Origin of the sequence: Bradyrhizobium sp., from assembly GCF_022844465.1 — a bacterium.
Classification (GTDB): domain Bacteria; phylum Pseudomonadota; class Alphaproteobacteria; order Rhizobiales; family Xanthobacteraceae; genus Bradyrhizobium.
This window is the reverse complement of the sequence record NZ_JALHLP010000023.1, coordinates 39,380-52,562: the sequence shown is the minus strand read 5'-3', so window position 1 is coordinate 52,562 and position 13,183 is coordinate 39,380. Positions and strand designations below refer to the sequence as shown.

Here is a 13,183-nt window from a genome sequence, read left to right as displayed (position 1 = left end):
TAGCGTGTTTTGGCCGGGAGTGGAATTCGCTTGGAATGAAATCGTCCCGTATATTCAATAAACTAATCCCCATTCCGATGATAAGGTGCGATGATCGCCGCCTTCCCCGAGCTCTTGACGCGCGCCGTGCACTTCCCAAGATGCGTCAGCTATCCATTCCTCCATCCGGAGCCAGCATCCCTGATGTCCCTGTCCCCCGACGCCATCGCTACCCTGTCGCGCGTGTCCACTGGCACCATCACCACTGTCCTTTTGAAAAAGGGCCTGCGAAACATCTGGATGCGCGGTACCAAGCCGCTGCGGCCCGGACAGCCGCGGCTGGTCGGCCCGGCCTTTACGTTGCGCTTCGTGCCCGCACGCGAGGATCTGGCGACCCCCGAATCGTGGTCATCGCCGATTTCAACCCGTACCGCGATTGAGGCCATGCCGAAGGGGTGCATGGCCGTCGTGGATGCCATGGGCGTGACCGACGCCGGCATTTTCGGGGATATTCTTTGCGCGCGCATGGTCAAGCGCGGGGTTGCGGCCTTGATTACCGACGGCGTGGTGCGCGATGTCGAAGGCGTGCTTGGCACCAACATGCCGGTTTGGTGCGATGGCTTCGCGGCGCCGCCCTCGGTGGCCGGCCTGACATTCGTCGGTTGGGGCGAACCTATCGGCTGTGGCGGGGTTGCGGTCTTCCCGAACGACATCATCGTCGCCGACCAGGATGGGGCGGTGCTGATCCCGCAGGCGCTGCTCGACCACGTGTTGGCGGAAGGGCCGGAGCAGGAGCGGATGGAGGCCTGGATCGTTAACGAGGTCAACAACGGCGCGGCGCTGCCCGGACTCTATCCGATGAACGCCGAGACCAAGGCGCGCTACGCGGCCAGCAAGAAATAACATCAGACAAGGGAGCTAACCCCATGGACATTCATCTCGCTGGATCGCGGCCGACGCGGAAGGCGCCGCCGGAATATTTCACCGGCAATGTCATGCAGGACCCCATCATCGCGGCGGAGCCGCCGGCGCGGCTGGTTTCGACCCGTGTGGCATTCGAACCGGGCGCGCGGACAGCCTGGCACTCGCATCCGCTGGGCCAGACGCTCTATGTGGTCGAAGGCGTAGGCCGGGTGCAGGCCAAAGGCGGGCCCATCCGCGAGATCCGGCCAGGCGACGTTGTCTGGATCCCACCGGGTGAGAAGCATTGGCACGGCGCGTCCCCGACTAATGGCATGACCCACATCGCCATGCAGGAAGCGCTCGACGGCAGTTACGCGACATGGATGGAGAAGGTGACCGACGCCGAATATTCCGAGAAGGTGGGCTAGGCCAGAACTAATCCCGTCTCGATGGAATTGAGACGGGATTCTGTCTGGTGCGTTTTCCTGGTTCGAACGGTTTCCGTTCGTTGGAAAACGGTTTGGTTGCGGCGCCTTAAATCCGCTGCGCGGTCCAGGTGCCCGAGCACAATGCAGCGCGCCATGTGCCCGACCCCGAGGTGCCCGAAAGGTATCCCGAGCCGACGGCGCGCTTCATGCCGCTGGCGAGCGTTACCCGGATAGCGCCGGCCTCGGCCACACGGCCCGACGCCGTTACCGCCGAGTTGTTCGAAGCGACCTGTCCGTTGTTGATCTCGATCGAAACCGAGGCGCCGCTGGTGCAGGCCGCGTTCGAAGAGGTGATCTGCACGTTCCAATCACCATCAAATGTCGCAGCCGCGGATGGCGTCGCGAGCGCCAGTGCGGCAAGGACTGAAACGGTAGTAGTGATCTTGCGAAAACTTCCCATGGTTCGCCCCTTTGTTTGGACGCGCCCACTCTTCCACAATGGTTCCTGGGAGACTGTGATTGTCGTCACGCGCGAAAGGGCAGGCCGATCGCAGGAAAGCAGCTAGGAAGCCGCCAGCGCGGCGCACCCTGGTTCATCGCTTAAGGCGAAGGCCGTGTCAGTTGACGCGGGTCCACGTTTGGCCGCCACAGAACATGCCACCGAAAGCACAACCCTGGACGCGCAGGCTGTCCGTGCCCTTGAGCGCGATGGTGGAATCGTAGGTGCTGCCGGTGTTCGGATCGAAAATCCGACCGCTCCATTTGTCCTTGCCGGGCTTCATGTTGATCAGAACCTGTTCGCCGTTCTGGTTGGATTTCTTGTCGACCGAGTAGCCGCAGAGGTTGGCTCCACACTGCTCGATCCGTACCTTGCCTTCCTTTTCTTCCGTCAACCATACGCCGAGCGGTGAGTTCGACGGCGGAAGCGTCGTGGTTGCCGGAGCAGCGGCCTGCTTCTGGGGGGCAGGCGAGGGCGATGGGGCGGCTACCGGGGCAGGCGGCGGATCGACCGCTGGAGAAGTGGTCTGCTGCTTCTGGGCAGCGGGCGCCGCGGCGTCGGCCGGAGCGGCGATCGCCGTCGCGGCTGGCGGTTGGCTCGTCGAGGCCGCGGCCGGAGGTGGAACTGGAGGAGCAGACGGCGCCGGCGTAGCTGCCTGTTCAGCCGGCCTTGGCGCGACGGGGGCAGCCTGCGGTTCGGCCTTGGCTTGCGGCGGCGCTTTCCTGCTGGAGGAATCGCGCTCGGCATCCTCGTTGCGCGGGCGTTTCGTCTTCTTGCCGCTATTGTCGTAGACGCCGGGAATTGAAACGATCCCTCGATCGGGATCGATGTGAATGGTATGACCGCCATATTCAAAGGTGTACTGCGCCTGCGCGGCGGTGCTCGCCAGCAAAAAAATGGCGAGAGCGAAACACTTCGTCATGACGACCTCCTGCGCAGGTAACCCCGGTTTTGGAAGCTACGCTGCGGTCGCTTCCTCCAACGTGATCCATATCACTGTCCGGCTATGAGTCGTGTGCCCGGCAGCTTTGGTTCAATGTCGCACACTGGGCCGATTTTTGCTGTTGGGTCCGCTGTGCGGCCAATCTCCCGTGGAAAAGTGCGTGCTTTCAGCAGCTCCGTAGATATCCCTGGCCCTCGAAAGGGCGGTTTCGAAACGCGTGAACGCGCTACCCCTCGCTGTTCTTGCGTACTACAGGGGGGCCCCGCCGTTTCCGCTCATTTCGTTCTTTATTTGCTCGAAACGCCGACGCGAATCACGTTCTCGATCATCCACCAGTTTGATCGCGGCGTCCCTGCTCAGCGGCCCGGTGACGACGGCCGTGGAGTTCGCGCCAAAGGTCTCGTCAACATAGTAGTCGCCATTCTCAAGGCGCACCGTCCACTTGAATCGGATGGCGGCCAATGGGCCGGGGCCAAGCTTGGAATATCCATGGGCTTCAATCGGCGGATGCGCTGGCGACGCCTCTGGGACGCCTGCAGGTCGATCCGACCCGCGCTGGGCTTCCGGCATATCGAGAATGCTGGCAATGGCAGCAAGCGCATGGTCGGTTGGGTCGCTTTGACTCACGGTTCAGGCTCCGGATCGAGCACGTCTGCGGATGGGTCCCCGTCTGACGCCTAATCTATGTTCCTTGCGAACAAGGCTGAGTTTTGTCCATCCCGACGGTCGAAAATGTCCGATTTATGCACATACCGGAGGCCGCCTGTCCTGCCACGGTCCGGCTTGTTCGAGCTGCCCGGCGAGCCGGAACAAGGTTGCTTCGTCGCCAAATTTTCCGGAGAACATCATGCCGAGCGGCAAGCCGGCCTTGTTCCAGGCCAACGGCACCGACATGGCCGGCTGGCCGGACATGTTGAACATGGCGGTACCGGGCATGTAGCGGCGCAGGATCGGTGCGATATGCGATAGGTCGTCGGACATGGTGTTGAGCTCCCCGATGCGCAGCGGCGGAGCGCAGAGCGTCGGGCAGAGAAAGACGTCGCAGCTCTCGAAGAACGCCGCAAGGCCGCGCGAAATCTGAAAAGCCGCGAGCTGGGCAGCGACGTAGTCGGTCGCCGTGGTCTTCTGCGCGTTGTAGGCGCTGGCGAGCGTCAATACCTCTAGATCGTCCGGCGTCGCCGCGCGTCCGAGCTTCTGCTCGATCAGCCGCACCGTCAGCGCGGTGTTGCCGCCCACGATCGTCGCCATGACCGCCGCGGGATCCGCGGCGAGTACCGGCGCGCGTTCCTCGACGTGATGGCCCAACCCCACCAGGAGGCCCGCGATCTCACGCGTGGCGGCGGCGATCTCCGGATCGATGGCCTCGCCATACGGCGACTTGTCGGTGAAGGCGATGCGAAGCCTCCCGGGGTCGCGACCGACCTCCTGCGAAAACGGCCGCTCCGGCATCGGCGCGACGTAGGGGCTGGAGGGCTCAGGCCCGTGTATCGCGTCCATCATCACGGCGCTGTCGCGTACGCTGATGCTGACCACGTGGCCACAGGAGAACCCGCCCCAGCCTTCGCCGCGGTCGGGGCCGAGCGGATTGCGCGCCCGGCTCGGCTTCATTCCGAATACGCCGCAAGCGGAGGCGGGGATCCGGATCGAACCACCCCCGTCACTGGCATGCGCGACCGGCAGGATGCGGGCGGCGACCGCCGCCGCCGCGCCACCCGATGAGCCGCCCGAGGAATGGGCGAGATTCCAGGGATTGCGGGTTGGCCCGAACAGGCGAGACTCGGTTGTCGGCATCAACCCGAACTCCGGGCTTGAGCTCTTGCCAAAGATCGAAACGCCGGCATCCAGAAAGCGCTGCGCCAGCGTACCGCTGTGGTCGGCGACAAAATCCTTGAGGATCGTCGCCCCTGACGTCGTGCAGGTTCCCTCCAGGAGATCGAGGTCCTTCAGGAGAAACGGCACGCCGGTGAACGGTCCGTCGGGAAGACCTTGCGCAATCTGGCGTTCGGCATAGTCGTAATGCTTGACGACGACGGCATTGATCTGCGGATCGACCTTCGCGGTCCGGGCGATCGCCTCGTCGAGCAATTCGCGCGGCGTTACCTGCTTGTTGCGCACCAGTCCGGCAAGGCCGACCGCGTCGTAGCTGCCATACTCCCTGAAGGCCATGCGCTTACCCCGTTTGCCCGCCGATCATTCGTGTCCACGAAAGGTCAACCGAGGACATCCGGGTTGATGACGTTCTGGCGCAGCGGCTCGCCATCCAGCACGCTCAGGATATTGCGCGCGGTTTGCTCGCTCATCCGGTCTACGGCCTCCACCGTCACGCCGGCCACGTGGGGCGCCATGATGACATTGGGCAGGGCGAACAATGGGTGGCCCGCCGGCGGCGGTTCCTGTTCGAATACATCCAGACCGGCGCCGGCGAGCTTGCCGGAAACCAGTGCGGCGTGCAGGGCCCTTTCGTCTATTATTCCGCCGCGGGCGGTGTTGATCAGATAGGCGGTCGGCTTCATCCGCTTCAGCCTGTCAGCGCTGAACATGCCCACCGTTTCCGGATTCTTCGGACAATGGATGCTGACGAAATCGGCGCGCGGCAGCGCGGCGTTGAGATCGGCAACCGGTTCGCAGCCGGCCGCCCTGATGTCGGCGGCAGGCTTGTAGGGGTCGAAGATAAGGACATTCATCTCCATCGCCAGGCAGCGCTTGGCGGTGCGTGTCCCAATGCGTCCGAAGCCTACGATCAGTACCGTCTTGCCGAAGAGATCGTAGGGCAGCATGCCGAGCCGGCTGGGCCATTTGTTGTCCCTGACGATCGCATGCATTTCCACCGCCCGCTTGGCGAGCGACAGCATCATGAACAACGCCTGCTCGGCCACCGACGGGGAGTTCGCTGTGCCCGCCACCATCAGCGGGACCTTGCGGCGGCTTAGTGCTGGAACGTCGACGGCGTCGAATCCGACTCCGATGCGGGTCACCACCAGCATGCCCTTCGACGCCTCCAGCTCGGGCTCGCCGAATGCCGTGGCTCCCAGCGCCACGCCATGGACCGGCGCGTGCTCCTTCAGCTTCGATTCAAAATCCCTCGCGGAGATCATGTTGGGAAATTCAATCAGTTCGATGTCGTCCCGCGCGTGGAGCAGCGCGCGTCCCTGCTGCGACATCGATTCCGTGACGAAGATTTTCTTCTTGTTTGTAGCCATTTCCCGCCCTTGGTGGTTCGCCAGCTGGCCGTCAGAGAACGACGCCCGTCACCTCGTTTAGCAGGTGCATATTGTTGAGGTCTACCGCCAATCGGAGCGGCGCGCCGTCTCGCGCGCCGGCGTTTGGATTGACGCGTCCGCAAATCTGAGTGCCCTCCAGCGTGAAATAGACAAACGTTTCCATTCCCATTGGCTCGGTCACGTCGAGAACGACGTCGAAGCTCTCGATGCCCGGCTCCTGATGCGACTTGGCCTCGGCAATGTGCTCCGGCCGCAGTCCGAGCAGCAATTTGTCGGCCCGCGTCACACCCTTATAGCGAGCGGCGCGCGCCGCCGGCAGCGGGAAGGAGATGCGATCGGTCAGCCGGACATGCAGTCTGCCACCGACGTCCTCGAGCCGGCACGGAATAAAATTCATCGCCGGAGAGCCGATGAAGCCGGCGACGAATTTGGTTGCCGGCCTGTGATAGAGTTCGTTCGGGGTGCCGACCTGCTCGATACGGCCATGGTTCATCACCACCACGCGATCGGCGAGCGTCATGGCCTCGACCTGGTCGTGGGTGACATAGACGGTCGTGGTGCGAACCTTCTGATGCACCTTCTTGATCTCGATCCGCATCTGCACCCGCAGTTTGGCGTCGAGGTTGGACAGCGGCTCATCGAACAGAAACACCTTGGGATTGCGCACGATGGCGCGTCCCATGGCTACGCGCTGGCGTTGCCCGCCAGACAATTGCTTCGGCTTGCGGTCGACGAGTTCGACGATATCGAGCATGCGCGCCGCTTCATCGACCCGGCTCTTGATCTCGGCCTTCGGATAGCGTTTCAACCGCAGCCCGAACGACATGTTTTCCGCCACCGTCATGTGCGGGTAAAGCGCGTAGTTCTGGAACACCATCGCGATGTCGCGGTCCTTCGGCGGCACGTCGTTGATGACGTCGCCCCCGATCATGATGTCACCGCCCGTGATGTCTTCCAGGCCGGCGATCATCCGCAGCGTGGTCGACTTGCCGCAGCCGGAAGGGCCGACCAATACGACGAATTCGTGGTCGGCGATGTCGAGATCGATGCCGCGCACCGCCTCGACCTCGTCATAACGCTTAACAACCTTGCGTAACGTCACGTCAGCCATGAAATCAACCCTTTGTCGCTCCAGCCGTGAGGCCGGCGATGTAGTAGTCCATCAGGAAAGCGTAGATGATAAGCGGGGGTGCGGCGCCGAGCAGAGCGCCAGTCATGATCTGCCCCCAGGCGAACACGTCGCCTTTGATCAGCGTGGTGATGATGCCGACCGGCAGCACCAGCTGATCGATCGAGGTCGTGAACACCAGCGGATAGAGAAACTGCGCCCATGAAACGGTGAAGGCAAAGATCGTGGCCGCGATAATGCCGGGGAAGGCGACCGGGATAAAGATACGTGTCAGGGTCTGGATCCAGGTGGCGCCGTCGATAATCGCGGCTTCGTCAAGTTCCTTCGGGATCGAGGCAAAGTAGCCTATCATGATCCACGTGCAGAACGGCACCGTGAGCGTCGGGTAGACGATCAGAAGCACGTACCACTTGTTTATCAGTTGGATTCCGGTGAACTCGCCGAATGTCGCAAACATCTTGAACAGCGGCAGGAACAGCAGCGTCTCCGGGATCAGGTAGGTCAGGAACACCCCGGTCGCCAGCGTCGCCGATCCCCAGAACCGCATTCGCGCCAGCGCAAAGGCGGCGGGCACGCTGATCAGCATGGTGATCGTCACGACAAAAATCGACACCATTGCCGAGTTCCAGAAGAACCGCAGAAACTGGTTCGACGTCAGAATTTCGATGTAGTTTGAAAGCGTCGGACTAAACACCCACCAGGGATTGGTTGCGGCGGATATCTCCGCACTGCCCTTGAGCGAGGTGACCAGCATGTAAAGCGGCGGCAACAGGGAAAACATCGCAAAAAGGGTCAGAAAGAAGTACGACCATCTCAGCGCCCAGGTGCGGTCGCGGCTCATGCTGCCGTACTTCATCTTGCGGTTCGGCGCGGATTTGTCGATGGCTATCGTGCTCATCAGGATTCGTTCCCGCGCTTGTTGATGTCCCGCAGAATGAAGACCGCGGCGATCGCCAGGATTGGCACCATGAAGAGCGAAACACTGGCGCCCAAGGGAACGTCGCTGCCTTCAATGCCGACGCGGAACGCCCAGGTCGCAAAGATATGCGTGTGGTCGAGCGGGCCACCGGCCGTCAGGATGCGCACGATGTCGAAGTTGGCGAACGTAACGATCAGCGAGAACAGCGTCGTAATGGCGATAATATTGCGCATCATCGGCAGCGTGACGTACCAGATGCGCTGCCACCAGTTCGCGCCGTCAATGGCGGCGGCTTCATAGAGCTGATCGGGGACCGACTTGAGCGCCGCCAGATACATGATCATGAAGAATGGCGCCCCTACCCAGATGTTGACCAGAATGACCGAGAAGCGCGCCCAGGCGGCGTCTCCCGTCCAGGGGACAGGCCCGACACCAAAATACGCCAGCGTGTAGTTGAAGGCGCTGTAGGAAGGGTCGAACAGCCACAGCCAGGCCAGCGTGCTCATGGCCGGCGGAATCACCCACGGCACCAGCAACATGCCGCGCCACTTGCGCTGGCCTTTGGCCGGAATGTTGTGAACGAAGTGCGCGACGATGAAGCCGATCAGCGCTTTGAAAATCACCGCCGTGATGGCGAAGATGCATGACTGCTTGACAACGAGCCAGAATGTTTCGCGCTTGAACAGGAATTCGAAGTTTCCGAGGCCGACGAACCGCTGCATCGATTTGTTCAGCGTCGCCAGATGCAACGAATAGAACGCTGGATAGATCACCAGAACGGCGATCAGAATGATCAACGGCAGCGTCATCAGGAAGGCGGTGGTGGATTTTCGCTTCATCGCAGTCTGCAAGCTTGAGCGCTTTCGCTTGCTTCCGGCGACGACTCCCCGGTTTGGCTGTACTGCGACGTCGACCATGTTGCTTCGTCCTTGCGAATTCTGGCTATCGTCCAGCAGCCGGCGTCGCGCCGGCTGCTGGACATCCCGGTCATGAAGATCGTGGCACCGCCGCGGATCGTGTCCGAGCGCGGCAGTGCTGAGTTTCAGCTGCGCATGAAGCCTTCGAGTTCACCCTCGGCCCAAGCCAGCGTCTTTTCCATGGGTTCGCCCTGGTAGAAGCGCACGCACATCTTGGTCAAAGTGGCCTGCGTATAGATCTGCTGGGCGACTTTCGGCGGAGCGGGCGAGGCCGAGATCGAAAGCACCTGATGCTTGTGCGGGTTCGGGTAGTGATACAGCGTTCCCTTGGGCGGGCCTTCCTCGGCCCAGGTCTTGAGGGTGGTGAGTTTCTCAAACGCGGGCAGGTCGTAGCCGCCGCTGGCGGTGACCATCTTCTCGATTGCCTCAGGCTGCGAAAGGTGCAGCAGAAGGCTCTTGGCGGCCTCCTTGTTCTTGGCGAACTTCCAGATGCTCCAATAGAAGGGAAGGAAGGGCGCGAAACGTCCCTTCGGACCGACCGGGAAGCCGTGCGTCCAGCATTGCTCCGCAATTTGCGGCGCATCGCGCCTGGCCACGGCCCAGGCGCTCGGCGGGTTCATGATCAGGGCGCCTCGGCCCGAAACCAGCCACTTGTTGTTTGACGAATCGTCCCAGGCCGGCGCATCCGGCGGCAGGAACGCCATCAGCTTCTTGTAGTATTCGAGCACAGCCCGCACGTTATCGTTCTTCACGACGACTTTGCCTTTGGCATCGACGACCTCGGCCCCGAAGGCGAGGAAGAAGGCGCCCACCGTGTCGACATTGTCGCTGGTCTCGCCGAGACCGATGCCGAAGGGTACGCCGCCCTTGTGACAGGCTTCGGCCGCCTTCAGGAAGGTATCCGTGGTCCAGCCTTCCGCCTTCGGCGGTGCGCCGGCCGGATACATCGCCTGAACGTCGATACCCGCGTGCTTCTTCATCAGGTCGATGCGCGAGCAGGGTCCCTTGATCTGGCTGCCGACACACGCCGGGACACCGAGCCATTTGCCGTTGGCTACGCCGAGATACCGGACGGTGCCGTTGACGTCGCCGCTTTGCTTGATGACGGCTTCGACGACTTCGTTCACGGGTTCGAGATTTTCGGCATGCGCGTGCGGCAACCATGTCGCCATGGCCATGATGTCATGTCCGGATTTCGCCTGCGCTTCGGCTTGGATCGTCAGCAGCAGCTTGTTGCCCTGGCTTGGGATATAGTCGATCGTGACCTCGACCTTTTCCTTGGCGGCCCACTCGTTGACCAGTTCGGTCGAGGCTTTATTGGCGCCGGGTACCCAGTGATCCCAGAAACCAATCGAGAGCTTGCCGGCGGCGTGGGCGCCGCGCACATAGGGCGCGGCGACAAATGCTGCGGATGTTAGCGCTGTCGCAGCAACAAATTGTCGGCGAGAAAGCTTCTTGCGAGACATGGTGTTTCCCCTTTGCTGAGCCAGATTCTGATTCTTAATTCTTGTTATCTATCCGTCTCCAGCTGATGTTCGGGTACGAAAACACGATCCACCGGCGGAGATGAGGTAATCGGATCAGACCAGAATTGTTTGCGTCTGTCGAGAAAACACCGTCGAAGTCTTTCGCCGAATTGACGCCGGTTGTTAATTCCACGCAGCGGGAGCGGAGCGATCCGATACAAATCTTCAAAGGTCCGGGCGATGTTGCGGCGCACACTCAAGGGAACGCCGCAGATCAAGGGAACGCCGCAGAGGTGTGCGATCGAGGGCAAGGGTGGACGGGTTCGGGGTGAAACCGGTAGCGTGGTTGCCGACAGACCAGCGCGTTCCGTTCAGTGAGCGGCTTCGCTAGCGTCTGCGATCCACCATGGAGACCCAGGATGCTGATCCGCCCCGAACAGATCGCTCATATGCCGCAGCCGCTGCGTTGCGCGCCTGGTTGGGCACTTGGAGCCATCATCTTTCTGGCTTTCGGAGCGTCAGCACCAGCCAGCGCGCAAGGGCTGGTGCAAGGCGTTCAGCAGGGCGCGCGCGAGGGGAACAAGGCGGCGGGGCCGGTCGGCGGCGTGTTGGGGGGCGCGATCGGCGGCGTCGTCGGCGTGGTCAGCGGTGTTACCAATGTCTTGACCGGCGGCGCGAAGGGCGGGCCGGCACCGGCGGCCCGGGAGTCAAGGCCAGGCGACGGGCCCAGGCAAGGTGACACGCCGAAGCCGGCCAAGGGGGCCAAGAATACCAAGGGTACGAAGGTGGCCAAACAGCAACCCGCCGCTCTCACCCAGGCCGTAGCGCCCCAGCTGACGGCAGAACAGATTGTGGTCAATAGCGACGCCAACATCGAACGGATCAAGAAGCAGCTCGAGCTTACGCCCGAACAGGAGAAGCATTGGGCTGCTTTCAATAGTGCGATGCACTCTCTCGGTCATAACGGCGCCGAGCGCCTCAAGCTGCGTATTGCACGCGCCAAACGCGATCCCCCGGACGATATTATCGAGCAGATGCGGAACGAAGCTCAGTTTCTAAACGACCGCGCAGTTGACCAGCGCAACGTCGCCGATGCGGCCGAGCCGCTTTTCGCAGCCCTGAATGACAAACAGAAAGCTGATTTCATTCAAGAAATGGTCAAGCTAAGCCACGAGCGCGGGCTCGATTAGCAAACTTGCCGGTAGGCGGGGCCCGGGGGAGTTTCATCCTCGGTCCCAGCGGGTCTAGCTTCCTCGAACTTCACGGTGGTGCAACCCCGGAGTTCGAAGCCACGGGGCTCACGCCTTTGGAAAATTCAATTCGACGCCGACGCCATCGGGGTCATAGAGGAAGAACTGCGTATCTCCGGTACGTGGTACGACGCTCTCGCGGAACGGAACGCCCTTCGACTGCAAGCGCTTGCGCATTCCCACGACGTCGGTTGCGGCAAAGGCGATATGGTCAAACCGCCCGGTGTTCTCGTATTTCCGCTCGGTGCCGCGGACTACTATACCTTCGCGCGGTTTTCGCGTGCCCATCAGATGCACGGTCGCGACGCCGCCGGAACAGAGCCAGTAGCCGGGGAAGTCGAGCGGCGGGCGCTCGCCATTCTCCAGTCCGAGAACTTCGCAATAGAAATCCTTGGTGCGTTCAAGGTCGGCAGGTTCGATGGTGTAGTGCTGCAATACGCCAAGTCCCATGATCGTTCTCCCTGCGGTCGGTACCACCGCCGAGCGGCGAGGCGCCAACGATTTGAGAATGCCCGAGTCGAGGCTATCGTGCCGCCAGAGTGAACGGCAAGCCCATGTAAATGCGGGGCGCACCTGCGCGGAGAAGATTTGGCACGGGATGACATAGGAAGCTGACGGGAATGGAAGAGAAGCGAAAGCATCCGCGGACTGAAGTCGAGGAGCCGGCCTATGTCTCGTCGGGCGGTTCGGTGATGCGCTGCGTGGTACGGAATATCTCGCCCGAGGGGGCGGCAATCGACGTTGAAAACCCTGCTTTCGTCCCGCAGCGTTTTCAACTTGTCATGGCAAAGGACGCCAGGATTGTTCATGAATGCCGGGTTGCATGGATCCAGAAAAACCGGCTGGGCCTTACCTTCCTCGACCAGGAATGATCAATCGCAAGGCCATCGCGCCCGCTCCGATATGTCGGCTGGTCACGTCACCGACCAGGCGGCGGCGCGGCACAAAGGATGAGAGACCGCTGACCAGCAATTGCTAGTTCTTCAGCAGCGGGCTGATCCTTTCTTCCAGTTCTTCGAACGACATCGCGCCCTGCAACCGAGTGCCGTTGAGGAAGAAGGTCGGCGTCGACGTGACCTTCAGCTCCCGCACGGCGTATTGCTGGTCGGCGGCGAGCTTGTCGAGCAGCGTCCGGTCCCTCTCGCATGCCTCGACATCCTGCGTGTTCATGCCGTGCAGCCGGCCGACCTGAACCAGCGTATCCCTGGTCTGTATCATCAGTCGTTCCTGCTGCTTGAACAGGGTCTCGACCGCGTCGAGATATTTTTGGGAATCATCGGGCCCGCATTGAAGCCGCGGCCGCCTTGATGTCGAGCGGGAACTCGCGGAACACGAAACGTACCTTGCCGGTGTCGATGTATTTCGACTGCAACATCGGGAAAACGTTCAGGCCGAAAGCCGCGCAATGCGGGCAGCTCATCGACGAGTATTCGACAATCGTCACCGGCGCCGTTGGCGATCCGATCGCGATCTCCGGCAGCGACACCGGCCTGGCGACCGCCGCGGCGATCGTGCTCTGCGCGAGGGCC

14 protein-coding genes and 1 pseudogene are annotated in these 13,183 nt (G+C 61.9%); 4 read left to right on the top strand and 11 right to left on the bottom strand.

Annotation, left to right across the window (positions count from 1 at the left end; genetic code table 11):
- The first annotated feature begins 183 nt into the window (after positions 1-183).
- Together Q0D31_RS22340 and Q0D31_RS22335 are read left to right on the top strand one after the other, a co-directional pair.
- A complete protein-coding gene (locus Q0D31_RS22340) occupies positions 184-882 on the top strand; it encodes a ribonuclease activity regulator RraA (RefSeq protein WP_291856195.1) in 699 nt (232 codons plus the stop codon).
- Between the two features lie 23 nt (positions 883-905).
- Positions 906-1,310, top strand: coding sequence for a cupin domain-containing protein (locus Q0D31_RS22335; protein WP_291856160.1), 405 nt, complete (start codon positions 906-908; stop codon positions 1,308-1,310).
- A gap of 106 nt (positions 1,311-1,416) precedes the next feature.
- Here Q0D31_RS22335 and Q0D31_RS22330 read toward each other — a convergent pair whose 3' ends face one another.
- From Q0D31_RS22330 to Q0D31_RS22290, 9 genes are all read right to left on the bottom strand, one after another.
- Complete coding sequence (locus Q0D31_RS22330; protein ID WP_291856158.1) at positions 1,417-1,770, bottom strand: hypothetical protein; 354 nt, start codon at positions 1,768-1,770, stop codon at positions 1,417-1,419.
- Positions 1,771-1,927: 157 nt separating this feature from the next.
- Entirely contained in the window at positions 1,928-2,731 is an 804-nt protein-coding gene (locus tag Q0D31_RS22325; RefSeq protein WP_291856156.1) for a DUF2147 domain-containing protein, read from the bottom strand.
- Positions 2,732-3,001: 270 nt separating this feature from the next.
- On the bottom strand, positions 3,002-3,379 hold the full coding sequence (locus tag Q0D31_RS22320) for a hypothetical protein (RefSeq protein WP_291856154.1): 378 nt from the start codon (positions 3,377-3,379) through the stop codon (positions 3,002-3,004).
- Positions 3,380-3,493: 114 nt separating this feature from the next.
- Positions 3,494-4,918: an amidase gene (locus Q0D31_RS22315; RefSeq protein ID WP_291856152.1), complete on the bottom strand. Its 1,425-nt coding sequence runs from the start codon at positions 4,916-4,918 to the stop codon at positions 3,494-3,496.
- Positions 4,919-4,962: 44 nt separating this feature from the next.
- Positions 4,963-5,952, bottom strand: coding sequence for a hydroxyacid dehydrogenase (locus Q0D31_RS22310; RefSeq protein ID WP_291856150.1), 990 nt, complete (start codon positions 5,950-5,952; stop codon positions 4,963-4,965).
- A 31-nt stretch (positions 5,953-5,983) separates the two neighbouring features.
- Complete coding sequence (ugpC, locus tag Q0D31_RS22305; protein WP_291856148.1) at positions 5,984-7,084, bottom strand: sn-glycerol-3-phosphate ABC transporter ATP-binding protein UgpC; 1,101 nt, start codon at positions 7,082-7,084, stop codon at positions 5,984-5,986.
- A 4-nt stretch (positions 7,085-7,088) separates the two neighbouring features.
- Positions 7,089-8,000 carry a carbohydrate ABC transporter permease gene (locus tag Q0D31_RS22300; protein WP_291856145.1) on the bottom strand — a complete coding sequence of 304 codons (912 nt, stop codon included), beginning with the start codon at positions 7,998-8,000 and terminating at the stop codon, positions 7,089-7,091.
- Entirely contained in the window at positions 8,000-8,938 is a 939-nt protein-coding gene (locus tag Q0D31_RS22295; RefSeq protein ID WP_291856143.1) for a sugar ABC transporter permease, read from the bottom strand. Before Q0D31_RS22295 ends, Q0D31_RS22300 begins: the two co-directional genes overlap by 1 nt.
- Before the next feature lie 125 nt (positions 8,939-9,063).
- A complete protein-coding gene (locus Q0D31_RS22290) occupies positions 9,064-10,404 on the bottom strand; it encodes an extracellular solute-binding protein (RefSeq protein ID WP_291856141.1) in 1,341 nt (446 codons plus the stop codon).
- A gap of 419 nt (positions 10,405-10,823) precedes the next feature.
- Between Q0D31_RS22290 and Q0D31_RS22285 the strand changes: the two genes are divergently transcribed.
- Positions 10,824-11,594, top strand: a complete 771-nt coding sequence (locus Q0D31_RS22285; protein WP_291856139.1) for a Spy/CpxP family protein refolding chaperone — start codon at positions 10,824-10,826, stop codon at positions 11,592-11,594.
- Positions 11,595-11,702: 108 nt separating this feature from the next.
- On the opposite strand, the gene Q0D31_RS22280 is transcribed toward Q0D31_RS22285, so the two are convergent.
- Entirely contained in the window at positions 11,703-12,104 is a 402-nt protein-coding gene (locus tag Q0D31_RS22280; protein WP_291856138.1) for a VOC family protein, read from the bottom strand.
- Positions 12,105-12,274: 170 nt separating this feature from the next.
- Between Q0D31_RS22280 and Q0D31_RS22275 the strand changes: the two genes are divergently transcribed.
- Positions 12,275-12,526: a PilZ domain-containing protein gene (locus Q0D31_RS22275; protein WP_291856136.1), complete on the top strand. Its 252-nt coding sequence runs from the start codon at positions 12,275-12,277 to the stop codon at positions 12,524-12,526.
- Between the two features lie 103 nt (positions 12,527-12,629).
- On the opposite strand, the pseudogene Q0D31_RS22270 reads toward Q0D31_RS22275, so the two are convergent.
- A pseudogene (locus Q0D31_RS22270) lies at positions 12,630-13,074 on the bottom strand (thioredoxin domain-containing protein).
- Between the last annotated feature and the right edge of the window lie 109 nt (positions 13,075-13,183).